Raw genomic sequence first — 26,488 nt, 5'->3', positions numbered from 1 at the left:
ATGACCGAGTCCGTGCACGACTATATGACCCGCTTGGGCCGTGCGGCCCGTGAAGCTTCGCGCCTTTTGGCTAGAGCTTCGACTGCCCAGAAGAACAAGGCGCTTCTATCTGTTGCAGATGCGCTGGATCGTGCGCGACCGTTACTGGTTGAGGCCAATGAGAGAGATCTGGCTGCAGGTCGCGTAGCAGGACTCGACTCAGCACTGCTGGATCGTCTGGCGCTGACCACAGCGCGTATCGATGGCATGATCGCTGGATTACGTCAGGTCGCCGCCTTGCCGGATCCTGTGGGTGCTATCCGTGATATGAGCTATCGCCCTTCAGGTATCCAGATCGGTAAGATGCGTGTCCCGTTGGGTGTCATTGGCATCATTTACGAGTCGCGTCCCAATGTGACCATCGATGCGGCCAGCCTGTGTCTGAAGTCCGGTAACGCCACAATTCTGCGAGGTGGCTCCGAAGCCATTCACTCCAATCGGGCCATTGCGCTGTGCATCCAGGAAGGGCTTGCTTCGGCAGGACTGCCGGCAGCAGCGGTTCAGGTTGTCGAAACAACGGATCGTGCTGCGGTTGGTGCCCTGATCACCATGCCCGAATATGTAGATGTGATCGTTCCCCGGGGCGGTAAAGGGCTAATCGAGCGAATCAGTCAGGATGCTCGGGTTCCTGTGATCAAGCACCTGGATGGTATCTGCCACGTTTATGTGGACGAGCATGCCGATCTGGAAAAGGCGCATCGCATTGCACTCAATGCCAAGTGCTATCGCTATGGTATCTGCGGGGCGATGGAAACCCTTCTGGTGCAAGCCGCAGTTGCCAATGCCTTTTTGCCGAACATGGCTGCCTCGTTGCGGGAAAAGGGCGTGGAACTCAGAGGATGTGAGCGCACGCGTGATATCATCGATGCCGTCCCTGCCCATGATGTGGACTGGAGTACTGAATATCTGGCTCCTGTTCTGTCAATCAAGGTAGTGGCCGACATCGAAGAGGCTATTACACATATCAACCATTATGGCTCGCATCACACCGATTCCATTGTAACGGAGCACTTGGGTCGTTCGCGGCAGTTCCTGGCGGAAGTGGATTCAAGTTCCGTGATGGTCAATGCGCCCACATGCTTTGCCGACGGGTTTGAATATGGACTCGGCGCAGAAATCGGAATTTCGACCGACAAGCTGCATGCCCGCGGACCGGTAGGGCTGGAAGGTCTTACCAGCGAAAAGTATATCGTCCTTGGTGACGGGCAAGTTCGTTCTTGATGGTCACACGTATCGGATTGTTCGGCGGCACTTTCGATCCGATTCACATCGGCCATTTGCGCAGTGCGCTGGAAGTGGCCGAACAGCTCGGGCTTGATGAGTTGCGGCTGATTCCCGGGGCGCGTCCACCTCATCGTAACGCTCCGCAGGTTTCGGCTCAGCAGCGGTTGGAAATGGTCAGGTTGGCCGTTGAAGGTGTCGAGTATTTGCGTGTGGATGATATTGAGTTTCGACGTGAACGCCCCTCCTATACGATCGAAACGCTTGAAGCGCTGCGCCGGGATATGGGGCCACATGTGCAGCTTTTACTGATGTTGGGCTGGGACGCCTTCTGTGGATTGCCAGGATGGCATCGATGGACTGAACTCCTGGATCATTGCCACATTCTGGTCCTGCAGCGTCCCGATGCGGACAGCGAGCCACCCCAGGCACTCTGTGATCTGATCGCTGCGCGTACGCAGTCCGACCCTCAGGCGCTGTCTGGTCCAGCGGGGCAGATCACCTACATCTGGCAGACGCCCCTGGCAGTATCTGCCACTCAAATACGGGGCCTGCTTGCTGCAGGAAAGTCGGTACGTTTCCTCGTGCCGGACGCGGTAATGAACTATATCGAAACGCACGGCCTGTACCGTGCTACGACTTGAATATGAGGTTTATACGTAGTTATGCAAAGTGAACAACTCGTTCAGCTCGCGGTTGACGCGCTGGAAGACATGAAAGCCCAAGACATTACCGTGCTGGATGTGCGCGACAAGACCAGCGTCACAGATGTCATGGTTATTGCCAGCGGCACCTCGAGCCGTCATGTGAAATCACTGGCGGATAACGTTGTGGAAAAGGTTAAGAAGAACGGCGTCCAGCCCTTGGGTAGTGAAGGGTTGGAAGCAGGTGAATGGGCACTGCTGGATCTAGGTGACGTTGTGGTGCACGTCATGTTGCCAGCTACCCGTGAATTCTATGATCTGGAACGCCTCTGGCGCGGTGCAGAGCAAAGTCGCGCAGCCCATGGCGAGTAAGTGATACCGTGCGTGTGCGATTGATTGCTGTCGGCTCGCGCATGCCGCGTTGGGTCGAAGAAGGCTGGCAAGAGTACGTCAAACGTCTCCCGCCTGAACTGCCTCTGGAACTGGTGGAAATTCCACTTAATACCCGAGGCAAGAATGCTGATGTGGCCAGACTTATCCGTCAGGAAGGTGAAGCCATGTTGGCAAAGGTTCAGCCTGGAGAGCGTATAGTAACGCTGGAGGTGGGCGGTCGACCGTGGAGCACGGAGCAACTGGCCGAAACACTTTCCCGCTGGCGACTTGATGCCCGTAACGTCAATCTCATGGTCGGTGGCCCGGAAGGGCTCGCGCCGGAGGTCATGGCGCGCAGTGAGCAGCGTTGGTCATTGTCACCCTTGACCTTGCCTCACCCGCTTGTACGTATTCTGGTCGGCGAGCAGATTTATCGAGCCTGGACGCTTTTGGCTGGGCACCCTTACCACAAGTAATCTCGTTTCCACTCGTCGATGCCGCAACCGATTCGTCTCAAGGACCACGAAAAAGACGCTCGCCAGGTCCGTTCGCGCGTGTTCATCGGCATGGCCGTGATTGCGTTTTTGTCGTGCCTGCTGGTAGCGCGTATGTACTACCTGCAGGTTATGCAGTACGACTATCACTCTACGCTTTCTGAAAACAACCGCGTACACGTACAGCCGATTCCGCCGACGCGGGGGCTGATCTATGACCGAAACGGGGTCATTCTGGCGGATAACAGGCCCAGCTTTAGCCTGACCGTGACACGTGAGCGGGCAGGTGACTGGAAGAAGACCCTCGACACGGTTGTTGAGGTGCTGGGGCTGCAACCCGAGGACAAGGAGCTTTTCGAAAAGCGAATGAAGCAGGGGCGGCGGCCTTTCGAGCCGGTTCCCATCCTGTTTGAGCTGACTGAAGACCAGATTGCCCGTATTGCAGTCAACCAGTTCAGATTACCGGGCGTCGATGTCGCTGCCCAATTGGTACGGCATTATCCTCTGGGTGAGCACTTTGCGCATTCGGTTGGATACGTCGGCCGTATCAACGAGCAAGAGCTGAAAAAGCTGGATCCGGTCAACTACAGCGGTACCCACCATATCGGCAAGACCGGCATCGAACGGTTCTATGAAAGCGAGCTTCATGGACAAGTAGGGTATGAAGAAGTCGAAACCAATGCGCGGGGGCGCGTGCTGCGTGTTCTGAATCGTACCGATCCAAAGCCTGGAAAGGATATCGTTCTGACGCTGGATGCCAACCTGCAGGCCGCTGCGGAGAAGGCTCTGGGAGGACGACGTGGAGCTATAGTCGCTATCCAGCCACGTACTGGGGAAGTGCTGGCCATGGTCAGTCAGCCCAGCTATGACCCCAATCTGTTCGTGGCCGGCATCAGTTTCAAGGATTATGCAGAGCTTCGCGACTCCATTGACCGTCCACTGTATAACCGCGTCTTGCGCGGTTTATACCCGCCAGGCTCCACCATCAAGCCTGCTGTAGCACTGTCTGGGTTGGATGCCGGTGTGGTGACACCCAGTACCCGGGTATTTGACCCGGGCTATTACCAGCTGCCCAATTACGATCACAAATATCGCAACTGGAACCACAGTGGTGATGGATGGGTGGATTTGGAAACCGCCATCATGCGTTCCAATGACACTTATTTCTATGATCTTGCCCACAAGATCGGCATAGATCGGCTGCATGATTACCTGAGCCGTTTTGGCGTTGGGCAGCGGGTCTCGCTGGATATGTTCGAAGAGGCTTCGGGCCTGATGCCCTCTCGGGAGTGGAAACGTGTCACGCGCCGTCAGGTGTGGTTCCCCGGTGAGACGCTGATCCTGGGAATTGGCCAGGGCTATATGCAGACAACGCCTTTGCAATTGGCTCAGGTCACCAGCCTCATTGCTACCCACGGTAAGTGGATTCGCCCGCATTTGGCCAAGACCATTGAGAATCAAAAGCCCGTTGATCCAAACCCGATGCCGGATATCCTGCTCAAGGACCCTGCGAACTGGGAGCGCGTCACTCAGGGCATGGAGGCGGTGGTTCATGCTGCACGTGGTACGGCGCACAAGATGGGCGCTACTGCCGCTTACAGAATTGCAGGCAAGAGCGGTACTGCACAGGTGGTCGCGATTCGCCAGAACGAGCGTTACAACTCCGCCGCGCTCAAAGAACGTCACCGTGACCATGCGCTGTTCGTAGGATTTGCGCCAGCTGACAACCCACAGATAGCCATCTCCGTCATGGTTGAAAACGGAGAATCGGGCAGCGGGATTGCTGCTCCCGTACTTAAGGAAGTGGCTGATGCCTGGCTGCTGGATGAAAACGGTAAGCTCAAGGCTGAATACGCCAGACCGGTTGTTGCGGAGTCAACCAAGCCATGAACACTAACTTCGACCGGACGATACCCGAAGGCGACGTCATGCGCCGCCGCTCCACCCTGCTGCAGCGGATGCACATTGATGGCCCATTGCTGTTGATATTGCTCATGCTCGGGGCTGTCGGCCTGTTTGTACTCTACTCAGCAAGCGGTAAAAGCTGGGACTTAGTGATCAAACAGGGCACATCGTTCGGGCTGGGTCTGGTGGCCATGATCGTGATTGCACAATTCGAGCCCCGCTTCATGGCTCGCTGGGTGCCGTTGGGTTATCTCATTGGGGTAGCACTACTGGTGGTCGTGGATGTCATGGGCCATAACGCCATGGGGGCTACCCGCTGGATCAATATTCCGGGAGTCATACGTTTTCAGCCATCCGAATTCATGAAGCTGCTCATGCCCATGATGGTGGCCTGGTATCTGTCCAAGCGCAGCCTTCCCCCCAGCTTCAAGCATATTGTTGTCAGCCTGATCACAATCGGCATCCCCTTTGTGTTGATCCTTGATCAACCGGACCTTGGGACCGCCATGCTCATTCTCGCTTCGGGTGGCTTCGTCCTGTTCGTCGGAGGTATGCAGTGGCGCTGGCTTATCGGTGCAGTGGCGGCGGCGGCACCGGTTGCGGTAGCCATGTGGTTTTTCGTCATGCACGATTATCAGAAGCGGCGAGTACTAACGTTTCTGGATCCTGAAATGGACCCCCTAGGGTCTGGATGGAACATCATTCAGTCGAAAGCGGCCATTGGATCAGGTGGCGTATTTGGCAAAGGTTGGCTTCTGGGAACGCAATCTCATCTGGATTTTTTGCCCGAAAGCCATACGGACTTTATCATTGCCGTCCTCGGAGAAGAGTTTGGCATGGTCGGCGTATGTCTGCTGCTGTGCTTGTATCTGCTGCTGATAGGGCGAGGGCTGACGATTACCATCCAGGCGCAAACATTGTTTGGCAAGCTATTGGCTGGTAGCGTGACGATGACATTTTTCGTTTATGTCTTCGTTAATATTGGCATGGTCAGCGGTTTGCTGCCTGTGGTTGGGGTGCCGTTACCGTTTATCAGCTATGGCGGTACGTCCGTTGTGACGTTGCTGTGCGGTTTTGGAGTTTTGATGGCGATCCACACTCATCGGAAGTGGATCGCCCAATCGTGATTTAAGTGAAGGACGCAATGCTGACACCGTTTGGATGGATGGGCCGCTGCCTTCAGTGCTTCGGTCTGCTGGGAGCGATAGGGATTACGGGCGCCGCAACGGCCGGCGACTATGATGATTCGCCTCAGGTTGCCAGCTTCATCAACGAGATGACGCGCAACTATGGCTTTGCCGGACAGCAGTTAAAGGAGCTGTTCGGTGAAGTCGAGCGCAAGCAGAGTATTCTCGACGCCATTTCTCGTCCTGCGGAGCGAGTAAAGCCCTGGAGCGAGTACCGCCCTATCTTCGTAACCGACAAGCGCATCGATCAGGGCGTCACGTTCTGGAACGAAAATGCCGAGTCGCTGACGAAGGCTGAGCGGGAATATGGCGTTCCGCCTCAATTCATCGTTGCCATCATTGGCGTCGAAACCTTCTATGGTCGAAACAAGGGCAACTACCGGGTGCTGGATGCGCTGTCGACGCTGGCCTTTGATTACCCTCAGCGAGCGCCATTCTTCAGAGATCAGCTGCGTGAATTCCTGCTTTTGAGTCGTGAGCAACAGTTCGATCCGCTCAGCTTGACCGGCTCCTATGCCGGTGCCATGGGCCTTCCGCAGTTCATGCCAGGCAGTTTCCGTGCCTACGCTGTAGATTTCGATAACAGTGGCCATATCGATATCTGGAACGACAAGGCCGACGCCATTGGCAGCGTCGCCAGCTATTTCAAGCGTCACGGCTGGACTGCAGGTGGCAGCGTGGCGGTGCGCGCTCAGGTACGTGGCGATAAAGTGGAACAGGGTGTCGTTCAGGGTATCGAGCCGGTTAAAAGCGTGGCAGAGTTGCGTGCGCTGGGCTGGAATCCATCCGAGCCGTTAAGGGATGACCTGCGTGTCACCTCATTCCGGCTGGACGGTGAGGCAGGTCCTGAATACTGGATGGGACTGCCCAATTTCTATGCAATCACACGCTACAACCGTAGCGTCATGTATGCCATGGCTGTAAATCAGCTGGCGGAGGCTATTGCTGAGCGTCATACGCATGGGGCGTCGCAATGAGTTATTTTAATCGCGGTTTGACCGCCGCAACCTGTCTTGCCCTGGCAGGGCTAGTGGCAAGTTGCTCAAGCCCATCCCCAAAAAGTCCGACCACCTATGGGTCCAATGCAAGTGCTGGTAGTTACTCACGCCCGCATAAGGACGGTGCTCCTTGGTGGGATGTGGATGTTTCACGTATTCCTGATGCCGTTCCGATGCCCAACTACGGGCCTATCAAGAACAACCCCTACACGGTGCTGGGCAAGACCTATTTCCCGCTGAACGATGCTACGAGCTATCGTGTCACCGGGACTGCCTCCTGGTATGGCACCAAGTTTCATGGTCAGGCCACGGCGAACGGCGAGACCTATGACCTCTATGGAATGACTGCCGCTCACAAGACCCTGCCGCTACCCAGCTACGTTCGTGTAACCAACCTGGATAATGGCAAAAGCGTTATTGTTCGGGTCAATGATCGTGGTCCGTTCTATTCAGATCGTGTGATTGACCTGTCTTTTGCGGCTGCCAAGAAGCTTGGTTACGCCGAGACAGGAACGGCCCATGTGCGTGTCGAGGGTATCGATCCGGCACAATGGTGGGCTCAGCAAGGCCGACCGATGCCAATGGTGCTGGCGCAGCCGCAACGTGCGCCTGCCGCTCCGACACCTGTAAAACCACAGACAGTGGCTACGGTTGAAACCTATAATCCGCCTCCGCAACAGCATGCCGCGCCGGTTGTGCCGCTTGAGATCGACTCAAAAAAAAACGCTTCTGCACAAGCCGGTGGGCTGTATCTCCAGGTGGGCGCCTTCGCCAACCCGGACGCTGCGGAGCTCCTGAAGGACAAACTCAGCGAGCTGACAGCTGCCCCGGTCTTTATCAGCTCGGTCGTGCGCAACCAGCAGACCCTGCACCGCGTGAGACTCGGGCCGATCGGCACGCAGGGTGAGGCCAGTCAGCTGCAAAATACCGTGCGTCTTGCCAATCTGGGGCAAGCCTCGCTGGTACGTCCGGATTAGGAGCAAGGACGCTCTGTGTATATGCCCTCTGGGCTTGTTTAATTAGTCTGCTTAACCATTAGAGAGTCGGATGAACATCACCACCTTAGCTCAACGCGTCTTTTTGCTCGTTCTGCTCATCGCTGCGCCAGCCGCCTGGGCGGCCGAGCCGATGATTCCTTCGCCCCCGCAGCTTGCTGCCAAGTCCTGGGTCCTCATGGATGCGAGCAGTGGTCAGATCATCACGGAATATAATTCCGACCAGCGCCTGCCTCCAGCCAGTCTGACCAAGTTGATGACTGCCTACATCGCGACCTTAGAGATCCAGCGTGGCCGTATCAAGGAAAGCGATATGGTCAATGTGAGCGAGCATGCCTGGCGTACCGGTGGTTCCCGGATGTTCATTCAGGTGGGCAATCAGGTTTCGGTTAGCGATTTGCTCCACGGCATCATTATCCAGTCAGGCAACGACGCGAGCGTGGCCATGTCTGAGCATATTGCTGGCAGTGAAGACGCATTCGCCGACATGATGAACACCACGGCGCAGCGTCTGGGTATGAGCAATACCCATTACATGAATGCTACGGGTCTGCCTAACCCGGACCATTACTCTTCTGCCCATGACATTGCCAAACTGTCTCGTGCAATCATCTATGAAGAGCCGACTCACTATGCCATTTACTCCCAGAAGGAATTCTTCTGGAATAACATCAAGCAGCCTAACCGCAATCTGCTGCTATGGCGTGACAAGACCGTTGACGGTCTGAAGACCGGCCACACTGATGAAGCAGGCTATTGCCTGGCCGCCTCTGCTGTCCGTGACGGTATGCGCTTGATCGCGGTGGTATTCGGTACGAACAGTGAGCAGGCCCGTGCAGCCGAAACCCAGAAGCTTCTAACCTATGGTTTCCGCTTCTTCGAAACCCAGTCCTTCTACAAGAAGGGTGTAGAGCTTGCGCGTGCGCCGGTCTGGAAAGGCACCGAGCATGAGGTTTCTGCTGGTCTGGCAGACGACCTGACCATGACGCTGCCCCGCGGTCAGCTGAAAAAGCTGAAAGCTGAAATTGTTATGAGCCCACAGATCACTGCACCGATTGCCAAAGGTCAGCCTATCGGCAAGGTGGAAGTGAAGCTGGATGACAAGGTCATGCACACTGCTGACCTGGTAGCCTTGCAGCCGGTCGAAGAAGGTGGTTTCTTCCGTAAGTTGTGGGATAGCATTCGTCTATTCTTCTACGGACTGTTCAACTGATCTCAAGACGCCCGCTTTAGCGGGCGTCTCTACCTTCGGGCCCTAGACCCGCGAATGCCATGACTGATACCGACACTCAAGCTCCAAAAATTGAATTTCCTTGCGATAACTATCCGATCAAGGTGATCGGTGATGCCGGAGACGGTTTTACTGATCTGGTAGTTGAAATCATTCAGCGCCACGCACCGGATCTGGACGTTACGACGCTGGTAACGCGTGATAGCCGTAACGGCCGCTTTCTGTCAGTACAGGTCCTGATCCGTGCTACCGGTGTCGAGCAGCTGCAGTCGATCCATTCGGACCTGCGCACCACCGGCCGCGTCCATATGGTGCTGTAATGGATAAGACGCTCGGCTTCCGAGAGCTGGGCCTGGTCTCCTATGAGCCGACCTGGCAGGCCATGCGGCGCTTTACTGACGAGCGCAATCCTTCAGCGCTGGACGAGGTCTGGTTGCTGCAGCACCCCGGCGTATTCACCCAGGGGCAGGCAGGCAAGGCCGAGCATCTGCTTAATGCCGGTGAAATTCCTGTCATACAGGTCGATAGAGGCGGCCAAGTAACGTACCATGGGCCGGGACAACTGATTGCCTATCTGCTTCTGGATGTCAGGCGATTGGGGTTGGGGGTTCGTGAGCTTGTATCCCGAATCGAGCAAAGCCTGGTTGGCGTGCTGGCCAGCTACGGGGTCGAGTCGTATGCAAAGCCTGATGCCCCTGGTGTTTATGTCAAGGGTGCAAAGATCGCATCCCTTGGCTTGCGTATCCGTAACGGACGCTCCTTCCATGGTCTGGCCTTGAATGTCGACATGGACTTGGCGCCGTTCCGTCGAATCAACCCCTGCGGTTATGCCGGCCTGGCCATGACCCAGCTACGCGATCATGCCGGGCCGATCGAATTTGCCGAGGTGACCCAGCGGCTGCGTGAGCAGCTCGTGTCACAGCTTGGCTATGCTGACCAGATCACCCTGGAAAAGAGCTGACATGACAACAGTGCAAGACAGTGTGAACGTCGAGACGCCCATCGCTGAAGCGCCTGCGCGCAAGAAAGTTGAAATGGGCGTCAAACTGCGTGGTGCAGAAAAGGTTGCCCGCATCCCGGTCAAAATCATTCCGACCGAAGAGCTGCCACGTAAACCTGACTGGATTCGCGTACGAATTCCAGTGACGCCAGAAGTGGAGCGCATCAAGCAGCTGCTTCGCAAGCATAAGCTGCATAGCGTCTGTGAAGAGGCCTCTTGCCCCAACCTGGGTGAATGCTTCTCTGGCGGTACAGCCACGTTCATGATCATGGGCGACATCTGTACACGTCGTTGCCCCTTCTGTGACGTGGGGCATGGCCGTCCGAAGCCTCTGGATGTCGATGAGCCACGAAATCTGGCTGTCGCGATTGCCGACCTTCGTCTGAAGTATGTCGTCATTACATCAGTAGACCGTGATGACCTGCGAGACGGTGGCGCTCAGCATTTTGCTGACTGTCTGCGGGAGATCCGCCAGCTGTCTCCTGGCATCCAGCTGGAAACATTGGTACCTGACTACCGTGGCCGTATGGATATCGCGCTGGATATCACCGCTACCGAGCCGCCGGATGTCTTCAACCACAACCTGGAGACGGTGCCGCGCTTGTACAAGTCATCTCGTCCGGGCTCCGATTTCGAGTGGTCGCTGGATCTGCTGCAGAAGTTCAAGCAGCGTGTACCACACGTCCCCACCAAGTCAGGCCTGATGCTGGGGCTTGGCGAGACAGACGATGAGGTCATTGAAGTCATGAAGCGCATGCGCGAGCATGACATCGACATGCTGACCCTGGGCCAGTATTTACAGCCTTCTCGTAATCACTTGCCGGTACAACGCTTTGTTCATCCGGATACCTTCGCCTGGTTTGCCGAGGAAGGCGAAAAGATGGGCTTTAAGAACGTGGCATCCGGCCCGCTGGTTCGCTCCTCCTATCATGCCGATCAGCAGGCGCATGGCAGCAAAATCTCCTGATCGAACAGCAATAAAAAAGGCGCTTTAAGCGCCTTTTTTATTGCCTGTCAGGAACGTAAACGAGCCAGCAGGGATGGGGTAGGGTAGCCGTCTGCTGGCCAGCCAAGTGTCTGCTGGAATGCTCGTATGGCTTTGCGGGTATTGGCACCTATGATGCCGTCAGCAGCACCAGGCGTAAAACCTCGGTCTGCCAGGCGCTGCTGAAGTTCGACTCGCTCGCTGCGGCTGAGTGGAACGTCCTCAAGCGGCCAAGCTGCGCTGACTTTCCCGGCGCCCTTATAGCTATCCGATAGAAGTCCCACGGCTAGCGCATAGGATGATGAGTTGTTATATCGAAGAATGGTCCGGAAATTGTTGAAGACCAAAAAGGCTGGCCCTCGATGTCCCGCTGGAAGCAGTAGAGAAGCCTGCTCCATAGAGTACGCAGGGGAGAGGGGCGTCGTTGCGCCTTGAACACCCATGGCCTGCCAATCTGACAAGGGCTTGCGGATGTCCATGTCTGCTTGAGCATAATCGAAGCCCTGCGGCAGGCGAACTTCAAAACCCCATGGCTTTCCGTCCTGCCAACCGGAGGCTTTCAGATAGTTGGCCGTTGAGGCCAATGCATCAGCATTGGAGCCCCAGATATCCCGACGACCGTCACCATCAAAGTCGACGGCATGTTCATTGTAGGTCGTTGGAATGAACTGCGTTTGACCCATGGCACCAGCCCAGGAGCCAATCATGCGCTCAGGCGTAATATCGCCATTCTGGATGATGGTCAGTGCGGCCAGCAGTTGCGCCTGCGCGAAGGCGGGGCGCCGTCCCGAATAAGCCAGGGTTGCCAAAGAACGAATAACGCTCTTGGTGCCCATGTTGTTGCCATAGTTGCTTTCGATACCCCAGAAGGCCACAAGGCGTTCTGGCTCGATGCCGTAACGTGCCTCGAGTTGCGCCAGAAGGCTCGAATATTGGGTTAGTAGCTTCTGGCCGTTTGCAATGCGCTGCTGGGAAACTGCAGACGACAGGTATTCCCACACAGGACGGGTAAATTCGGGTTGGCTGCGGTCCGCTGTAATCACGGCATCGTCAGGAGTCACGCCTGCGAAAGCCTGATTGAAGGTTGCGGTAGTAATACCGGCCGCTTGAGCGTCCTGCCGGAAGCGATCTCGCCATTGCTCGAAGCTTTCCTGAGGAGCAGGCTCAGGCGTCGTATTGGCGGAGCGGCTTTGTGAGGCAGAGGTAGGTGCGTTCGTGGCGGCTGGCGTGGCCGTTTCGCTCTGCGTCTGTGTTTGTGCACAGGCAGCAATGACCCCTGTGATCAATGTCGCCAGAGTGCCTGCGATAAGGCTGCCGTGTTTCAGCCTGCGTTTTTTCCCGTGTTGCATGAATCTCCACCGGGTGCGTCAACAGACTCGTCACCATAACATGCCTGAATCGAGGCGTCTTCGTTTGGAGAAGGGAGTACGGATGGAATTATGCGGCTACCAATAAAAAAGCCTTCCCATCATCAGTTGGGAAGGCTTCACGGCGATAACTGCCTTTGCCTTTCTTGGGCTTTTCCTGTCGACAGCGAAACAGGGGCTGGGCAATGGTGGATTTGGCCTTGTTGGGCCTTCGCTGTTTTTTGGTCATGAGAGTACTCGGTCTGAATGCGCGGTTGCGCGAAGACCGGCATCTTACGATTATCGTGAGAATGTATCCAGAGCGGCAGAAGGCAAGGAGAAGCGTTGACCCGCCAACAGCAAGGTCAACTGGCGCAGGGTTGTCCAAGTATCACCCGGGGCCTGGCCCTTGATCTGCGCATCCACAAGCTGGGCATCCAGCAATAGGCGACTTAGTTTGGCCGTAGAGTGTCGTTGCAGGGCGCGGCTTATGAGTGGACGTCTTTTCTCCCAGACCGGGGGCTTTGCCTGTGCAAACGCGCGGTCAAGTGGTATACCCTGTTCCTGCTGTTGCGCAAGGTTGGCCAGTTGCCGCAGCTCTCGGGCCAGTGCCCACAGGATCACTGGCGGCTCGACACCCTCGCCGCGAAGGCCCTCCAGAATACGTAACGCGTGATTGGCCTCCCCTGCTAGAACCGCATCGATGAGGCCAAAAACGTCGAAGCGGGCACTATCACCAACGCTTGCCTGTACAGTGGCGACATCAATTTGGTTGCCTTCGGCCAAGAGCTTGAGTTTTTCAATTTCCTGGGCGGCTGCAAGCAGGTTGCCTTCTACCCGGACGGCAATCAGTTCGACCGCTTCCTGCGAGGCGGCCAGACCTGCCTGAGAAAGGCGTTGGCGGATCCATTGAGGCAGTTGATGAACATCGATGGGCCAGATCTGAATGAACTGAACGTCAGCATGTTCAATCAGGGCCTTGGCCCATTTGGTCTTTTGGGCGCTGCCATCCAGCTTGGGCAGGCTGATGAGCAGCAATGTATCTTCAGCAGGGCGCGATAGATAGCGTAGTAGCGCTTCGGCACCTTTATCACCAGGCTTGCCGTTTGGAATGCGTAATTCGATCAGACGCTTCTGGGCAAACAGAGACAGGCTTGCCCCTGCTTCGTAAAGCAGGCTCCAGTCAAAGTTATTTTCTACGTTGAACACCTGACGTTCATCAAACCCCTGGCTTTTCGCCGAGGCTCGAATGGCATCGGTTGCCTCCTGGCAAAGCAGGGGCTCGTCGCCGCTGACTATATAAATTGGCGCCAGCTGTCCTTGCAGGTGCTTGGCGAGTTGAGCAGGGTTCAGTTTCATAGGATAAAAATACGGGGCCATAAGGCCCCGTAGTCGTTAGCGGGTGGGTATTTCGATCGGAGATTGTTGTGGCGGCATGTTCTGCTGCGCTGCGCGTGCGGCCTCGGCACGCGCTCGTGCATCAGCCTCGCTTTGCAACTTGTCGAGCCGCTGGGGCGTAATGGTCTGCAGGCGCGAAGCCAGCTGGCGGACCAGTTCTGCACGCATTTCCCGACGCAGCTGCTGAGCCTGTTGCTCGGAGCCGATGATGTTATTTTCATCCGTCACGTAGTAGCGCTGCGTTTCAAGGTCATCATGCAGCAGCACGGCATCGTTGCGGCCACGAATTTCATAGGGCAGCTTGGTCGTCAGCTCGATTTCAGCACTACGTGCGCCCGCGGTATAGCTCGCGGTGCGTTGCGTCTGCTGCTCACCTGCCAGGTACAACGTATAGGTTGCGCCCGGGTTGACGTTTACATGATTGCTTTCAAGCATGGTTCTTACCTGCTTGACCGTTTCACCGTAGCTGTCACGGGCGGAAAGACTCAGCTCACGCAGCGACAGTTCGGTGTCGCCTGTACCTCGCAGCTGAAAACCACAAGCACTTAACAACACGGTCATTCCAATCGCCGCAAGGCAGGAAAAGCTCCGTTTCATCATGATCTTTTTCACTCCGTTCAGCCTCAATTGGCGACGATATTGACCAGCTTGCCAGGAACAACAATCACTTTGCGGATTGTCAGTCCCTCAGTAAAGCGCAGAACATTTTCGTTCGTACGGGCAGCAGCCTCGATGTCTTCACGGCTGGCTTGGGCTGCAACCTCAATGTGGCCACGCAACTTACCGTTTACCTGAATCACGATCTGCAGGGTGTCCTGTACCAGGGCGCTTTCATCCACGCTTGGCCAGCGGGCATCGATAACGGCATCGGCATGCCCCAGCTCATTCCACAATGCATGGCAGATATGGGGCGTAATCGGTGCCAGTAGCAGCGCGACGGTTTCCAGACCTTCCTGCATTAACGCGCGGTCCTGCTCGGTGGCCTGCGGCGCTTTTTCCAGCACATTCATCAATGTCATCACAGCTGCAATGGCAGTGTTGAACTTGTGGTTCTGACCAATATCCTGGCTGGCCTGCTTGATCGCAAGGTGAATGGCGCGACGGACTTCCTTCTGCTCGTTTGTCAGCGTTGCCACATCCAGAGCAGAGGTAAGGCCCTGGCTGATATGTGCCTGGGCGAGACGCCAGACGCGACGCAGGAAGCGGCTACCGCCCTCAACGCCGGAGTCGGACCACTCGAGGCTCATGTCCGGAGGGGAGGCAAACATCATGAACAGTCGGCATGTGTCGGCGCCGTACTGATCGATCATGGCCTGCGGGTCCACTCCGTTGTTCTTTGATTTGGACATCTTTTCAGTGCCGCCGATTTCTACCGGCAGACCGTCTGTCTTCAGCTTGGCACCAATAACCTTGGCCTTGGCGTCACGCTCGACTTCCACGTCAGCCGGGTTGAACCAGTCCTTACCGCCTTTTTCATCCATGCGGTAATAGGTTTCAGCGACTACCATGCCCTGGGTCAGCAGGTTCTTGAACGGCTCATCGGAGGAGAGAAGCCCCTCGTCACGCATCAATTTATGGAAGAAGCGTGCATAGAGCAGGTGAAGAATCGCGTGCTCGATACCGCCAATATATTGGTCGACGGACAGCCAGTAGTTGGCAGCATCCTTATCGACCATACCGCCTTCAAACTTGGGCGATGCGTAGCGGGCGAAGTACCAGGACGACTCGACAAACGTGTCCATGGTGTCGGTTTCGCGCTTGGCAGCGCTGCCGCATTTGGGGCAGGAGCACTCGTAGAACTCCGGCATTTTGGCCAGAGGAGAGCCTGCACCGTCTGGAATCACATCTTCTGGCAGAACGACCGGCAGTTGATCTTCCGGAACGGGAACATCACCACAGCTATTGCAGTGGATGATCGGGATCGGGCAGCCCCAGTAACGCTGACGGCTGATGCCCCAGTCGCGCAGGCGGAATTGAGTGCGCGGCTCGCCCAGACCTTTGGTCTGCAAGGTCGCAGCGATGGCTTCAAACGCCGCATTGAAGTCAAGGCCGTCATATTCGCCGGAGTTGATCAGCGTGCCGTGCTCGCCATAGGCAGCCTGCCAGGGAGCAGGGGTCTCGTCACCAGCGCTGGTACGTACGACCGGCTTGATGGGCAGATTGTATTTGGTCGCGAATTCAAAATCGCGCTCGTCGTGTGCCGGAACGGCCATGACCGCACCTTCGCCGTAATGCATCAGGACGTAGTTAGCGACCCATACCGGCAATTTTTCACCCGTTAACGGATGCTCGACGAACAAGGGCGTCGGCATGCCTTTCTTTTCCTGGGTGGCGATGTCGGCTTCTGCCACGCCGCCGCGCTTGCATTCGTCAATAAACGCCTGCAGCTCGGGATTGTTCTGCGCTGCCTGGGTAGCCAGCGGATGCTCGGCCGCGACAGCGACATAAGTGGCACCCATCAGGGTGTCGGCGCGCGTTGTGAAGACCTTGAGTGCGCCGGCATGACCAATGGAAGTCTGGTCATAGGGAAACTGAACTTCCATGCCGCGGGATTTACCAATCCAGTTGCGCTGCATGGTCTTGACCTGCTCGGGCCAGCCGGGCAGATCATCCAGAGACGCCAACAGTTCTTCCGCATAATCGGTGATGCGGAAGTAGTACATCGGAATCTCACGCTTTTCGATCAGCGCGCCGGAGCGCCAGCCGCGGCCGTCGATGACCTGCTCGTTGGCCAGTACGGTCTGATCGACCGGATCCCAGTTCACGGTGCCGTTCTTGCGGTAGATGATGCCTTTCTCGAACAGGCGGGTGAACAGCCACTGCTCCCAGCGATAGTAGTCGGGCTTGCACGTCGTGACTTCGCGCGACCAGTCGATGGCAAGGCCCAGGCTCTTGAGCTGGTTCTTCATGTATTCGATGTTTTCGTACGTCCACTTGGCAGGGGCGACGTTATTTTTCATCGCGGCGTTTTCCGCCGGCATACCGAAGGCATCCCAACCCATGGGTTGCAGGACATTCTTGCCCTGCATGCGGTGATAGCGGGCAATCACATCACCGATGGTGTAGTTGCGGACGTGCCCCATGTGCAGCTTGCCGCTTGGGTAGGGGAACATGGACAAGCAGTAGTACTTTTCCTTTCCCGGCTGCTCCGTCACAGAGAAGGCATTGTTCTGTTCCCACCAGGATTGGGCGGCGGCTTCTATCTCACGGGGTTGGTAATGTTCGTGCATGGCGTGATCTGCGGCTACGAAAAGCAATTAGATAAGCCGGTAAGCATACATGAACCGTCTCCACGCAAGGAACCTTTAGCCAGAAAGCGTTTTATTTCATAAAAGTGAAATTCGTCATTTTATAGGCTCGCGGTTTCGCCAATCGCGCACTACGCTTGGGTAACAGTAGGATAGGACTTTCCGGAGGCTATCTATGAGTCATGACACAGCGCAGCGCCTGGCGAGACTTCCGCTGGAGCGTTTGCAACGGCGTCTGGAGCGTGCTCTGGACGAGGCTGCCACGGCGGAGCGTTTGCACCGCAGGGCGCAGCAGGAAATAGAAATTTCCGGCCTTCATCAGGAGGATCTGGACATCATCAGGGCGTGGCTGGTCAGAAATGATCAATGGGTTCATGCCTGTCAGGAACTGATTTATCCGAGGCCTTCCCGTCTGGGAAAGTCGTTAGTGGCAGTGCGCTGCCTGCGTTGCGGGCTGCAAGTTAACGCTGGACAACAAATCGAGCGGTGCCCCCTGTGCATGACTCACAAGGTCTGCAGCACGGATACTTGCGCTATCTGACTCCGCTTCGGATGCCTGCACCTCGGTAATCTGCTTCCTACGCGTTATTATCACGTCTCGTTTTTCCAGCTAGACCAGGGATGTGCCTGACGTCATGGATGTCTCGATGTTGATTCGCTACGTTTGCAAGCAGCTATTGATGCCGCCAGGCCTGTTTTTGCTGCTGTTATGGGCCGGTATTGTGCTTCGCAAGCGTTGGCCCCGAATTTCGGTTGCCTGCCTGATCATGGGCGCGGGTGGTTTCTGGCTGATCAGTCTGCCGATTGCGGTTGAATGGGAGGCGCGCCTGATCGAGCGTGATCCGCCTCTGGCTCAGGCTGATTGGTCGTCTCTGGCTCAGCAGGCAGATGCCATTGTTATCCTGGGTGCTTCCCGGGAGCGTAACGATCCGGCGTGGGAAGGCGATGTCTCCAGCGCGATGGGCATTGAGCGTGTTCGCTATGCGGCACGTATCGCCAAGGTCTCTCAGCTGCCGATTCTTATTTCTGGAGGCTCACCTTTGTCTTCGCCTCCCAGCGAAGCGGAATTGATGACCGAGGTCATGGAAAAAGACCTGGGCGTATCGGTGCGGTGGCAGGAGAAAGACAGCCGTACCACGTGGGAAAATGCGACGCTCAGTGCGGCTATTCTCAAACCAGCAGGTGTTAAGCGAATCGTGCTGGTTACCCAGGCGTTTCATATGGCGCGTGCCCGGTGGTGCTTCGAGCGCCAGGGGTTCGAGGTGATCGCTGCGCCAATGGGATTCATGAGCACGCCTAACGGCAAGCCGCTGGGAGGATGGATGCCCGAGGCCAAGGCAATTGCCCAGAGCATGATTCTGATGAACGAAGCGATAGGGCTCATAGCCTATCCGCTGGCCTACCGCTGAAGAAGGGCAGGCCAGTCATATCTGGCCTGCCACTGTCTTCCATTAGACGATAGGACGGGAGCGCTCAAGGCCTCTACGAGCCAGCGCCCAAAGCGTCAGCAGGCCACACAGAATGGCCAGCGGCCAGAGGCGCCAAGTCAGGTAAGGTGTGGCTCCCTTCATCGGCACGACCGACCCATGCAGTGTAGCCAGCTCAAATGACGGAATCTGGGTGGTGATGCGGCCAAAGGGGTCAATCAGGGCCGTGACACCATTGTTGGTGCCCCGGATCATCCAGCGACCACTTTCCAATGCACGCATCCGGGCCATTTGCAGATGCTGCTGAGGACCGAATGATTTACCGAACCATGTGTCGTTACTTACCGTCAGCAGAAGATCGCTACGGGTGGCCATGTCTGCCACGAATTCCGGATAGACCACTTCATAGCAGATGAACGGGGCGATCTGGTATCCCTTGGCTGTTAATAACGGCTGCCCTTCTGGGCCCGGGACGAAATCGGACATCGGTAGGTTGAAGAAGGTGATCAGTCCGCGCAGCTGCTCCTGCAAGGGAACATACTCGCCAAACGGCACCAGCTTCTGTTTGTAATACGTGTTTGTATTGTCGCCATTGACCGTTAGCGCGTTATAAAAACGATCCTGGCCCTTGTCGTCACGCTCACGTACCGGAATGCCCGTGATAAGCGTTGCGCCGCGCTGGTTGGCGATAGCCGTAACGTCTTGTAAATAGCCGTCAGCATATTCCTTGAGCACTGGAATGGCATTTTCCGGCCAGACAATCAGGTCGGTCTTGCCTTCCCGAATAGTCATCTGGCGATACAGGGTCAGCGTATCCTGCACATGGCCCGGATCCCACTTGAGTTCCTGGGCAATATTGCCTTGCATGGCGGCTACCTTGAGCGGCTCGCCGGCTGGCTGAGTCCAGACTTGTCCTTTGAAGGCAATGGCGCCGAACCAGGGTGCAATCAGCAGGACGATACCTGCAACCAGGCTTACAGGTTTGCGAATCAGCCAGAGAATATTGACGAGCAGGGCGGCAATTAACGCTACGCTGAATGATAGAAGCCAGACGCCACCCACTGGGGCAAGGCTGGCTAGCGGGCCATCCATTTGGCTATAGCCTGCAAACAGCCAGGGAAAGCCGGTCAGGAACCAGCTGCGGAACAGTTCCAGGCCAAACCAAAGCGCTGCAAAGGCCAGGGCGTCACTGGCTGGCGCATGATTGCGGCGCAAACAAAGCACCCATAACCAGGCTGGCAGCGCGAAAAACAGGGCAATACCGGCGCAGAACCCAAACGTGAGGCCCGCCGCCAATGGCATGGATGCCGCACCGTAGTCGTGGATGCTGACATATACCCAGCTCGTACCTGCCAGAAAGGCCCCCAGGCCATAGCACCAGCCTCGCAGAAAGGCCCATCCGGCGCGCAATTCGCGCAGCGAAAGATAGAAGAGGGCAATCGATACTATTTCCAGCGGCCAGAAGTTGAACGGCGCCAGTGCGAGCGGCGTCAGTGCGCCAGCAACCAGTGCCAGCAAATTGCCTTTCCAGCCGGGGGTAATCATCCAGCGCATCGGAAATCCTTGGTCTATGCAGCGGTGCGCAAGCTTAATGGATGCCAGGTGCTGCTAGCTACTAAGAGAGGTATATACGGGGTTATTCAGCGGCTTGCCTGCTCAGGCGAGCAGACAGGCCGCTGCAGTTTATCGCTCGGTGAGCGGAGTCATGCGCAGCAGATGGATGCGACGACCGTCTGCGTTGAGTACACGAAAGCGGAAGTCGTCGATGACCACTTCCTCGTTTCGGCGAGGAAGATGACCGAAGGCGCTCATGACAAGGCCGCCCACCGTATCCACATCCTGATCGGGGTATTCCGTGTCGAAGAAATCATTGATGGCCTGGACAGGTGTCAGCGCCTTGACGATGAAGTCCCCGCTGGGTAGCGGTTTGATAAAGCTTTCTTCCTCAACATCGTGTTCATCTTCGATGTCACCCACGATCTGCTCTAGCACGTCTTCAATAGTGACAAGACCTGCCACACCACCATACTCATCCACCACAATGGCCATATGGTTGTGCGTGGTACGAAACTCACGCAGAAGCACATTAAGCCGCTTGGATTCTGGAACAAAGGTGGCCGGGCGCAAAATAGTCTTAAGATCGAAGGCCTGGTCCCCGTGAATGATCAGGGGCAGCAGATCCTTGGCGAGCAGGACGCCGAGGATATCGTCAGGCGTCTCGCCAATGACCGGATAGCGGGAGTGAGCGGCCTCGATAACGGCCGGCAGAAACTCTTGGGGCGTCTGGTGGGCCTTGACGCTAATGATCTGTGAGCGCGGCACCATAATGTCGCGTACTTGCAGGTCGGCAACAGAGATAGCGCCCTCGACAATGGATAAGGCTTCACTGTCGAGCACCTTGTTTTCGTGAGCCTCACGGAGCAGCTCCAGGAGTTCCTGGCGGCTCTTGGGCTCGTGGGCAAAAGCCTGGACAATCCGTTCCAGCCAGGACCTGTGCCCGTTACTCGATCGATCTTCGTTCATGTCAGTTTTGTTCGTCGCCATAGGGGTCGGGATGACCTAGTTCTGCCAGCAATTCTCGTTCCAGGCTTTCCATTTCTTCCGCTTCTTCGTCTTCGATATGGTCATAGCCAAGCAGGTGCAGGCAGCCATGAATAACCATATGAGCCCAATGGGCCTTGAGAAGCTTACCCTGCTCGGCAGCCTCGCGCGCGATGACTGGTGCGCAGATGATGACGTCACCCAGCAGCGGAATATCCAGCAGCTCGTCGGGTACATCGGCCGGGAAAGTAAGTACGTTGGTGGCATAGTCCTTGTGCCGGTAGGTGCGATTGAGTTCGCGACCTTCCGGCTCATCCACCAGGCGGATGGTCAGTTCTGAATCAGCGGTGCGCTGGCGGAGGGTGACCTCACACCAGCGACGTAACTCGGGTTCCTCAGGTAGATCGGGCGCTTCGCTGGCGATTTGTACATCAAGCTCAATCGTCATTCGTGTTTTCCCGCGACTGACGTTTGTCAGTCTGCTGTTGTTCGAAGCGATCATAAGCTTCGACAATGCGCTGTACCAGAGGATGACGTACCACGTCCTTTGCCAGAAAGTGCGTAAATCCAATGCCCGGCACGTCTTTCAGGACGTTGATGACATGGGCCAGGCCCGAGCGCGTGCCGCGGGGCAGGTCGACCTGGGTGATGTCACCGGTGATGACGGCTGTAGAGCCGAAGCCGATACGCGTCAGGAACATTTTCATCTGCTCGACGGTAGTGTTCTGGCTCTCGTCAAGAATGATGAAGCTGTTGTTGAGTGTTCGACCCCGCATGTAAGCCAGTGGCGCCACTTCGATAACCTGCCGTTCGATCAGTTTGGCTACGGTCTCAAAGCCAAGCATCTCATACAGGGCATCATACAAAGGACGCAGGTACGGGTCGATCTTCTGAGCCAGATCACCCGGTAGGAAGCCGAGCTTCTCGCCCGCTTCAACCGCGGGGCGAACCAGTAGGATACGGCGGATCTGCTCTCGTTCGAGAGCATCGACGGCACAGGCTACGGCGAGGTAGGTCTTGCCGGTGCCCGCTGGGCCAATGCCGAAGTTGATGTCATGGTCGAGGATCGACTTGACGTACCGCTGCTGATTGGCACCGCGAGGACGAATCATGCCTTTGCGGGTGCGCAGCGAGACATTCAGATCGCTCTGAGGCTCGGAAAGCCCCTCAAGGCCGGACTCCTGCAGAAACAGATGAACCATGTCAGGCGTCAGGTCATCTTCGGTCTTGGTCTCGCGATACAAACGTCGCAGCAGATTTTCAGCCGACTGGATACGCTCCGGCGGGCCGACCAGTTCGAACTGGTTGCCGCGGTTGCGGATTTCGATATCGAGCCGTTTTTCGATCTGCCGAAGGTTTTCGTCGAGCTGGCCGCAAAGCTTGGCAAAGCGTTGAGCATCAAACGGTTCGAGAGTAAAGCGCCGAGGTTCTTGAGGTGTATTCAAGGAAGGAATAATCGCCCTATAGCTGATGATGTTTACTTGAAGAGTAATCGGTTGTGCGCACTTGGCAAAGTGCGCACTCTACCAATAGTCAGACAGTGACTATGGCACCGGAAGTTGCATGCGGCTGTGCAATTTCTGCCAGAAGGGTGCCTCGCAGGGAGTGGGGCAGTGCGTCATCAATATGAACTTGGACGAACTGGCCAATCAGCAGGGCATTGCTGGAGCGGAAATTGACGATGCGGTTGTTTTCCGTACGACCCTGGAGCATGCCTGGGTCCTTCTTGGAAAAGTCGCTGACCAGGATGGTCTGGACCGTGCCAACCATGCGACGACTGATCTCGAAGCCCTGCTGGTTGATGCGGGCTTGCAGGATCTGCAGACGCTGTTTCTTGACCTCTTCCGGGGTATCGTCCACCAGATCCGCTGCCGGTGTGCCGGGGCGTGCGCTGTAGACGAAGGAGTAGGAGAAGTCGAAGCCGACGTCCTCGATCAGCTTCATGGTCTGCTCGAAGTCCTTCTCGGTTTCGCCCGGAAAGCCAACAATGAAGTCAGAGCTGATGCAGATATCAGGAACCGCCGCCTTGAGTTTGCGAATACGTGATTTGTACTCGATGGCCATGTGATTGCGCTTCATGGCTGCCAGGATTCGGTCAGAACCCGACTGCACCGGCAGATGCACGAATTTGGCCAGCTCCGGGATCTCGGCGTGTGCCTGGATCAGGGCGTCGGAAAACTCCAGCGGATGCGAGGTGGTGTAGCGAATCCGGTCGATACCATCAACGGCCGCCACCACGCGCAGCAGCTCGGCAAAGTCGGCGATCCGGCCATCATGGGTCAGGCCGCGATAGCCATTGACGTTCTGTCCGAGCAGAGTGACTTCGCGAACGCCGTTCTCGGCCAGGTGAATCACTTCGGCCAGGACGTCATCAAAGGGTCGACTGACCTCTTCACCACGGGTATAGGGCACGACGCAGAACGTGCAGTACTTGCTGCAGCCTTCCATGATCGAGACGAATGCGCTGGGACCATCGACACGAGGTTCGGGCAGGCGATCGAATTTCTCGATTTCCGGGAAGGAAATGTCGACCTGTGGCGCGCGAGTAGCCCGGGCCGCGTCGATCATTTCAGGCAGGCGATGCAGTGTCTGAGGGCCGAACACCACGTCCACGTAGGGCGCACGATCACGAATCGCGGCGCCTTCCTGGCTGGCCACACAGCCGCCCACGCCGATCACCAGCTCGGGGTTCTGTAACTTCAGTTCGCGCCAGCGGCCCAGTTGTGAAAAGACCTTTTCCTGAGCCTTTTCACGAATGGAGCAGGTATTGAGCAGGATCACATCGGCTTCGGCCGGATTTGCGGTCAGCTCCAGCGCCTGATGCTCACCGAGGAGGTCGACCATGCGGGACGAGTCATACTCGTTCATCTGGCAGCCGTGAGTTTCGATGAAAAGCTTCTTGGTCATGCGCGCTTCGTCGGGGAAAAAATTGAGGACCGCATATTATAAGGATGAGAGTCCTTGCTTCCTAGCACTGATCGTCTCCTCACTGCTATTATCCGTCCCCGTTTTCATTCCTGTTACCCATCATCATGAGCAAACCAGCGATCTATAAGGTGATTTTTCATAACCAGGGACAGGTTTACGAGATGTATGCCAAGCAGATCTATCAAAGTGATCTGTGGGGCTTTCTCGAAGTCGAGGAGTTCGTCTTTGGCGAGCGTACACAAGTCGTCGTAGACCCCAGTGAAGAAAAACTGAAGTCCCAGTTCGAAGGCGTTATCCGCAGCTTCGTTCCCTTGCACTCGGTCATCCGGATCGACGAAGTGGAGCGTCTTGGCCAGGCCAAGATCAGCGAAGCCAAGGGCGGAACGAACGTCATGCCATTTCCGGTACCAATGCCGGAGAAATAATGCCGCAAAACGCAGCCGTCATACCATGCGGCTGCGTCTACCGGTTTGTCAGGGAAGAGGCGCAAAAGGATTTCCGGTGCCTGCCGTCTGCAAATCCTGCAGGTAGTCCCTGAAAATCTGACCCAGCACCTGGGTTGCAATTTCCAGCTCATCCCTTCTCATCTGCTCAGCTACCAGATCCGCGGTGTCCATGGCGTCTTCCGAGCCGTTGATGGCAGCCATCTTGAGTACGATATAGGCCTGCACGGTATTGGCCTGAACACCTTCGCCACGGAAAAACATGGTGCCCAATCGGTACTGCGCATCAGCATGGCCCTTCAGCGAAGCCTGCTCGAACCAGATACGAGCCTGATTCAAATCCTTTGGGGTCTGTTTGCCATCGTAGTAAAAGCTGCCTAGCTCATATTGCGCCTGCGCATCACCGGCGCGGGCAGTCTGCTGGCACTTGGAGAGGGCTTGCGGAAGCTCTTCCGGGGCTGCATTGAGGTTGCAGCGGCTGGTGCTGGGAATGAGCAGGGAATTACCGCCCGCAAAGGCGAGCAGCGGGAACAGGAGCAAGCTGGTAATGATGAAACGGCCGGCGCGGTGCATGGAACGCCTCCAGGATCGAGGCAGGTTTTTCTGGAAACCCGACCGGCGAAACGCGCCGGCTCGCACATTATGAGTGAAGCCGATACCACCTTACAAAAAATTTACGCAGTTACGATGAACTTTTTTTGTAATTGCCTGATATCGGCTGTTTCAAACTGAGAGGCTCATTGCAAACGATGGTTCCGCTCCGTTTGCCTACAAGCGAAACCATCGATAGGCGGTACTCAGTTTTTCAGCGCGGCAAAGGCACGTTCGGCTGCCTTGAACGTGATGTCGAGTTCCGCTTCGCCATGTGCAATGGAGGTGAAGCCGGCTTCGAAAGCGCTGGGTGCGAGATAGACGCCACCGTCCAGCATCAGGTGGAAGAAGCGCTTGAAGCGCTCGACGTCGCTGGCCATAACGTCATCAAAGGTCACGATGTCGTCTGCCGTGCTGAAATAAAGGCCGAACATGCCGCCTGCCTGGGTGGTAACGAACGGAACGCCTGCTGCCTGGGCACGTTCGCGCAACCCATCCAGCAGACGGGTTGTCAGGGCGGTCAGCTCGTCGTGGAAGCCGGGACGGCTGATGAGCTTAAGCGTCGTCAGGCCAGCTGCCATGGCGAGTGGGTTACCGGACAGCGTGCCGGCCTGATAGACCGGGCCAAGCGGTGCAATCTTTTCCATGATGGCGCGCTTACCGCCAAAGCACCCGACAGGCATGCCTCCACCCACGATCTTGCCAAACGTGGTGAGGTCCGGTGTGATTTCGTAATGAGCCTGGGCACCACCCAAGGCAACGCGGAAGCCAGTCATGACCTCGTCAAAAATCAGCACCACGCCATGTTCATCGCACAGGGTACGCAAGCCCTGCAGGAAGCCGGGGGCAGGCGGTACGCAGTTCATGTTGCCGGCCACGGGCTCGACAATGATACAGGCGATATCCGCGCCTACTTTCTGCAGGGTTTCCTTGACGGCGTCCAGGTCGTTGTAGGGTAGGGTCAGGGTGTGCTGGGCAAACGCAGCGGGTACGCCAGGAGAGCTGGGAACGCCCAAGGTGAGGGCACCAGAGCCCGCTTTTACCAGAAGACTGTCCGAATGGCCGTGATAGCACCCTTCAAACTTGATGATGGTGTCGCGACCGGTATATCCACGTGCCAGGCGAATGGCACTCATGGTGGCTTCGGTGCCTGAGCTGACCATGCGCACCATTTCCATGGAGGGCACCAGCTGGCAGATCAGATTGGCCATTTCGGTTTCCATGGCAGTTGGTGCGCCATAGGACAAACCATGTTCAAGCTGGCGGCGCACAGCATCCAGTACGTCGGGATGACTATGCCCCAGAATCATCGGGCCCCAGGAGCCTACATAGTCAACGTAACGCTTGTCGTCTTCGTCGATGACATAGGCGCCTGCGGCATGCTTGAAGAAAAGGGGCGTGCCGCCCACGCTTTTGAAGGCGCGAACTGGGGAGTTGACGCCACCTGGAATATGCTTCTGGGCATCGGCGAACAGTGTTTCGGAGCGTGACATGG

The 26,488-nt window shown here is 56.5% G+C and carries 27 protein-coding genes; 15 read left to right on the top strand and 12 right to left on the bottom strand.

What is annotated here, in order from left to right; translation table 11 throughout:
- The 12 genes from JQR86_RS15705 (at position 1) to lipA (ending at position 11,053) form a co-directional block, all read left to right on the top strand.
- Positions 1 to 1,260 carry a glutamate-5-semialdehyde dehydrogenase gene (locus JQR86_RS15705; RefSeq protein WP_407362866.1) on the top strand — a complete coding sequence of 420 codons (1,260 nt, stop codon included), beginning with the start codon at positions 1 to 3 and terminating at the stop codon, positions 1,258 to 1,260.
- Positions 1,260 to 1,904 (top strand): nicotinate-nucleotide adenylyltransferase, encoded by a 645-nt coding sequence (gene nadD / locus JQR86_RS15700; RefSeq protein WP_010797092.1) that lies wholly within the window; start codon positions 1,260 to 1,262, stop codon positions 1,902 to 1,904. The genes JQR86_RS15705 and nadD overlap by 1 nt, the downstream gene beginning before the upstream one ends.
- A 21-nt stretch (positions 1,905 to 1,925) precedes the next feature.
- Positions 1,926 to 2,276, top strand: a complete 351-nt coding sequence (gene rsfS / locus JQR86_RS15695; protein WP_010797093.1) for a ribosome silencing factor — start codon at positions 1,926 to 1,928, stop codon at positions 2,274 to 2,276.
- 8 nt (positions 2,277 to 2,284) lie between these two features.
- Positions 2,285 to 2,752 carry a 23S rRNA (pseudouridine(1915)-N(3))-methyltransferase RlmH gene (rlmH, locus tag JQR86_RS15690; protein WP_010797094.1) on the top strand — a complete coding sequence of 156 codons (468 nt, stop codon included), beginning with the start codon at positions 2,285 to 2,287 and terminating at the stop codon, positions 2,750 to 2,752.
- Positions 2,753 to 2,770: 18 nt separating this feature from the next.
- The gene (gene mrdA, locus JQR86_RS15685; RefSeq protein WP_122043425.1) at positions 2,771 to 4,660 is read left to right on the top strand and encodes a penicillin-binding protein 2; all 1,890 of its coding nucleotides are present in this window, start codon (positions 2,771 to 2,773) and stop codon (positions 4,658 to 4,660) included.
- 38 nt (positions 4,661 to 4,698) lie between these two features.
- A complete protein-coding gene (rodA, locus tag JQR86_RS15680; RefSeq protein WP_019364043.1) occupies positions 4,699 to 5,802 on the top strand; it encodes a rod shape-determining protein RodA in 1,104 nt (367 codons plus the stop codon).
- A gap of 17 nt (positions 5,803 to 5,819) precedes the next feature.
- A complete protein-coding gene (mltB, locus tag JQR86_RS15675) occupies positions 5,820 to 6,839 on the top strand; it encodes a lytic murein transglycosylase B (protein WP_407362867.1) in 1,020 nt (339 codons plus the stop codon).
- Positions 6,836 to 7,837: a septal ring lytic transglycosylase RlpA family protein gene (locus JQR86_RS15670; protein WP_404625420.1), complete on the top strand. Its 1,002-nt coding sequence runs from the start codon at positions 6,836 to 6,838 to the stop codon at positions 7,835 to 7,837. Before mltB ends, JQR86_RS15670 begins: the two co-directional genes overlap by 4 nt.
- A 70-nt stretch (positions 7,838 to 7,907) precedes the next feature.
- Positions 7,908 to 9,068 (top strand): D-alanyl-D-alanine carboxypeptidase family protein, encoded by a 1,161-nt coding sequence (locus JQR86_RS15665; RefSeq protein ID WP_407362868.1) that lies wholly within the window; start codon positions 7,908 to 7,910, stop codon positions 9,066 to 9,068.
- A 59-nt stretch (positions 9,069 to 9,127) separates the two neighbouring features.
- Complete coding sequence (locus tag JQR86_RS15660; protein ID WP_010797100.1) at positions 9,128 to 9,406, top strand: DUF493 domain-containing protein; 279 nt, start codon at positions 9,128 to 9,130, stop codon at positions 9,404 to 9,406.
- Complete coding sequence (lipB, locus tag JQR86_RS15655) at positions 9,406 to 10,047, top strand: lipoyl(octanoyl) transferase LipB (protein WP_122043423.1); 642 nt, start codon at positions 9,406 to 9,408, stop codon at positions 10,045 to 10,047. The genes JQR86_RS15660 and lipB overlap by 1 nt, the downstream gene beginning before the upstream one ends.
- Positions 10,048 to 10,120: 73 nt before the next feature.
- Entirely contained in the window at positions 10,121 to 11,053 is a 933-nt protein-coding gene (gene lipA, locus JQR86_RS15650; protein ID WP_085985617.1) for a lipoyl synthase, read from the top strand.
- A gap of 47 nt (positions 11,054 to 11,100) precedes the next feature.
- Here lipA and JQR86_RS15645 read toward each other — a convergent pair whose 3' ends face one another.
- The 5 genes from JQR86_RS15645 to leuS all read right to left on the bottom strand — a co-directional run bounded on the left by JQR86_RS15645 (position 11,101) and on the right by leuS (position 17,045).
- Positions 11,101 to 12,420, bottom strand: coding sequence for a lytic murein transglycosylase (locus JQR86_RS15645; protein ID WP_407362869.1), 1,320 nt, complete (start codon positions 12,418 to 12,420; stop codon positions 11,101 to 11,103).
- Between the two features lie 88 nt (positions 12,421 to 12,508).
- Entirely contained in the window at positions 12,509 to 12,667 is a 159-nt protein-coding gene (arfA, locus tag JQR86_RS15640) for an alternative ribosome rescue factor ArfA (protein WP_074823016.1), read from the bottom strand.
- Positions 12,668 to 12,717: 50 nt separating this feature from the next.
- Positions 12,718 to 13,776 carry a DNA polymerase III subunit delta gene (gene holA / locus JQR86_RS15635; RefSeq protein WP_074823486.1) on the bottom strand — a complete coding sequence of 353 codons (1,059 nt, stop codon included), beginning with the start codon at positions 13,774 to 13,776 and terminating at the stop codon, positions 12,718 to 12,720.
- Between the two features lie 36 nt (positions 13,777 to 13,812).
- The gene (lptE, locus tag JQR86_RS15630) at positions 13,813 to 14,415 is read right to left on the bottom strand and encodes an LPS assembly lipoprotein LptE (RefSeq protein WP_407362870.1); all 603 of its coding nucleotides are present in this window, start codon (positions 14,413 to 14,415) and stop codon (positions 13,813 to 13,815) included.
- Positions 14,416 to 14,438: 23 nt separating this feature from the next.
- Entirely contained in the window at positions 14,439 to 17,045 is a 2,607-nt protein-coding gene (gene leuS / locus JQR86_RS15625; RefSeq protein WP_407362871.1) for a leucine--tRNA ligase, read from the bottom strand.
- Positions 17,046 to 17,238: 193 nt separating this feature from the next.
- Between leuS and JQR86_RS15620 the strand changes: the two genes are divergently transcribed.
- Positions 17,239 to 17,604, top strand: a complete 366-nt coding sequence (locus JQR86_RS15620) for a hypothetical protein (RefSeq protein ID WP_312270513.1) — start codon at positions 17,239 to 17,241, stop codon at positions 17,602 to 17,604.
- Positions 17,605 to 17,710: 106 nt separating this feature from the next.
- Positions 17,711 to 18,472, top strand: coding sequence for a YdcF family protein (locus tag JQR86_RS15615; RefSeq protein WP_122043419.1), 762 nt, complete (start codon positions 17,711 to 17,713; stop codon positions 18,470 to 18,472).
- A 42-nt stretch (positions 18,473 to 18,514) separates the two neighbouring features.
- Here the strand turns inward: JQR86_RS15615 and lnt are convergent, their stop codons facing one another.
- The 5 genes from lnt to miaB form a co-directional block, all read right to left on the bottom strand.
- Positions 18,515 to 20,044 (bottom strand): apolipoprotein N-acyltransferase, encoded by a 1,530-nt coding sequence (gene lnt, locus JQR86_RS15610; protein WP_434153855.1) that lies wholly within the window; start codon positions 20,042 to 20,044, stop codon positions 18,515 to 18,517.
- Between the two features lie 129 nt (positions 20,045 to 20,173).
- Positions 20,174 to 21,013, bottom strand: a complete 840-nt coding sequence (locus JQR86_RS15605; RefSeq protein ID WP_019364055.1) for an HlyC/CorC family transporter — start codon at positions 21,011 to 21,013, stop codon at positions 20,174 to 20,176.
- A gap of 1 nt (position 21,014) precedes the next feature.
- Positions 21,015 to 21,479, bottom strand: a complete 465-nt coding sequence (ybeY, locus tag JQR86_RS15600) for an rRNA maturation RNase YbeY (protein ID WP_434153854.1) — start codon at positions 21,477 to 21,479, stop codon at positions 21,015 to 21,017.
- On the bottom strand, positions 21,469 to 22,476 hold the full coding sequence (locus JQR86_RS15595) for a PhoH family protein (protein ID WP_125887212.1): 1,008 nt from the start codon (positions 22,474 to 22,476) through the stop codon (positions 21,469 to 21,471). The genes ybeY and JQR86_RS15595 overlap by 11 nt, the downstream gene beginning before the upstream one ends.
- 88 nt (positions 22,477 to 22,564) lie before the next feature.
- Entirely contained in the window at positions 22,565 to 23,938 is a 1,374-nt protein-coding gene (gene miaB, locus JQR86_RS15590; RefSeq protein WP_074822997.1) for a tRNA (N6-isopentenyl adenosine(37)-C2)-methylthiotransferase MiaB, read from the bottom strand.
- 125 nt (positions 23,939 to 24,063) lie between these two features.
- Between miaB and JQR86_RS15585 the strand changes: the two genes are divergently transcribed.
- A complete protein-coding gene (locus JQR86_RS15585; RefSeq protein ID WP_010797115.1) occupies positions 24,064 to 24,384 on the top strand; it encodes a DUF1820 family protein in 321 nt (106 codons plus the stop codon).
- 48 nt (positions 24,385 to 24,432) lie between these two features.
- Here JQR86_RS15585 and JQR86_RS15580 read toward each other — a convergent pair whose 3' ends face one another.
- Together JQR86_RS15580 and hemL are read right to left on the bottom strand one after the other, a co-directional pair.
- The gene (locus JQR86_RS15580; protein ID WP_010797116.1) at positions 24,433 to 24,975 is read right to left on the bottom strand and encodes a tetratricopeptide repeat protein; all 543 of its coding nucleotides are present in this window, start codon (positions 24,973 to 24,975) and stop codon (positions 24,433 to 24,435) included.
- Positions 24,976 to 25,199: 224 nt separating this feature from the next.
- Positions 25,200 to 26,486, bottom strand: coding sequence for a glutamate-1-semialdehyde 2,1-aminomutase (gene hemL / locus JQR86_RS15575; protein ID WP_150347998.1), 1,287 nt, complete (start codon positions 26,484 to 26,486; stop codon positions 25,200 to 25,202).
- Positions 26,487 to 26,488 lie beyond the last annotated feature (2 nt).

It is taken from the genome of Pseudomonas sp. JZ134 (assembly GCF_051027695.1).
Taxonomy (GTDB): domain Bacteria; phylum Pseudomonadota; class Gammaproteobacteria; order Pseudomonadales; family Pseudomonadaceae; genus Chryseomonas; species Chryseomonas luteola.
Note: the sequence above shows the minus strand (reverse complement) of the source record. Positions and strands in the feature narration are given on the sequence as shown.

Excerpts from the sequence above, each read along its gene's own strand:
- JQR86_RS15705 (WP_407362866.1), top strand. The coding sequence starts at position 1 with ATGACCGAGTCCGTGCACGACTATATGACCCGCTTGGGCCGTGCGGCC.
- nadD (WP_010797092.1), top strand. The coding sequence starts at position 1,260 with ATGGTCACACGTATCGGATTGTTCGGCGGCACTTTCGATCCGATTCAC.
- rsfS (WP_010797093.1), top strand. The coding sequence starts at position 1,926 with ATGCAAAGTGAACAACTCGTTCAGCTCGCGGTTGACGCGCTGGAAGAC.
- mrdA (WP_122043425.1), top strand. The coding sequence starts at position 2,771 with ATGCCGCAACCGATTCGTCTCAAGGACCACGAAAAAGACGCTCGCCAG.
- rodA (WP_019364043.1), top strand. The coding sequence starts at position 4,699 with ATGCGCCGCCGCTCCACCCTGCTGCAGCGGATGCACATTGATGGCCCA.
- mltB (WP_407362867.1), top strand. The coding sequence starts at position 5,820 with ATGCTGACACCGTTTGGATGGATGGGCCGCTGCCTTCAGTGCTTCGGT.
- JQR86_RS15670 (WP_404625420.1), top strand. The coding sequence starts at position 6,836 with ATGAGTTATTTTAATCGCGGTTTGACCGCCGCAACCTGTCTTGCCCTG.
- JQR86_RS15665 (WP_407362868.1), top strand. The coding sequence starts at position 7,908 with ATGAACATCACCACCTTAGCTCAACGCGTCTTTTTGCTCGTTCTGCTC.
- JQR86_RS15660 (WP_010797100.1), top strand. The coding sequence starts at position 9,128 with ATGACTGATACCGACACTCAAGCTCCAAAAATTGAATTTCCTTGCGAT.
- lipB (WP_122043423.1), top strand. The coding sequence starts at position 9,406 with ATGGATAAGACGCTCGGCTTCCGAGAGCTGGGCCTGGTCTCCTATGAG.
- lipA (WP_085985617.1), top strand. The coding sequence starts at position 10,121 with ATGGGCGTCAAACTGCGTGGTGCAGAAAAGGTTGCCCGCATCCCGGTC.
- JQR86_RS15645 (WP_407362869.1), bottom strand. The coding sequence starts at position 12,420 with ATGCAACACGGGAAAAAACGCAGGCTGAAACACGGCAGCCTTATCGCA.
- arfA (WP_074823016.1), bottom strand. The coding sequence starts at position 12,667 with ATGACCAAAAAACAGCGAAGGCCCAACAAGGCCAAATCCACCATTGCC.
- holA (WP_074823486.1), bottom strand. The coding sequence starts at position 13,776 with ATGAAACTGAACCCTGCTCAACTCGCCAAGCACCTGCAAGGACAGCTG.
- lptE (WP_407362870.1), bottom strand. The coding sequence starts at position 14,415 with ATGATGAAACGGAGCTTTTCCTGCCTTGCGGCGATTGGAATGACCGTG.
- leuS (WP_407362871.1), bottom strand. The coding sequence starts at position 17,045 with ATGCACGAACATTACCAACCCCGTGAGATAGAAGCCGCCGCCCAATCC.
- JQR86_RS15620 (WP_312270513.1), top strand. The coding sequence starts at position 17,239 with ATGAGTCATGACACAGCGCAGCGCCTGGCGAGACTTCCGCTGGAGCGT.
- JQR86_RS15615 (WP_122043419.1), top strand. The coding sequence starts at position 17,711 with ATGTTGATTCGCTACGTTTGCAAGCAGCTATTGATGCCGCCAGGCCTG.
- lnt (WP_434153855.1), bottom strand. The coding sequence starts at position 20,044 with ATGCGCTGGATGATTACCCCCGGCTGGAAAGGCAATTTGCTGGCACTG.
- JQR86_RS15605 (WP_019364055.1), bottom strand. The coding sequence starts at position 21,013 with ATGAACGAAGATCGATCGAGTAACGGGCACAGGTCCTGGCTGGAACGG.
- ybeY (WP_434153854.1), bottom strand. The coding sequence starts at position 21,479 with ATGACGATTGAGCTTGATGTACAAATCGCCAGCGAAGCGCCCGATCTA.
- miaB (WP_074822997.1), bottom strand. The coding sequence starts at position 23,938 with ATGACCAAGAAGCTTTTCATCGAAACTCACGGCTGCCAGATGAACGAG.
- JQR86_RS15585 (WP_010797115.1), top strand. The coding sequence starts at position 24,064 with ATGAGCAAACCAGCGATCTATAAGGTGATTTTTCATAACCAGGGACAG.
- JQR86_RS15580 (WP_010797116.1), bottom strand. The coding sequence starts at position 24,975 with ATGCACCGCGCCGGCCGTTTCATCATTACCAGCTTGCTCCTGTTCCCG.
- hemL (WP_150347998.1), bottom strand. The coding sequence starts at position 26,486 with ATGTCACGCTCCGAAACACTGTTCGCCGATGCCCAGAAGCATATTCCA.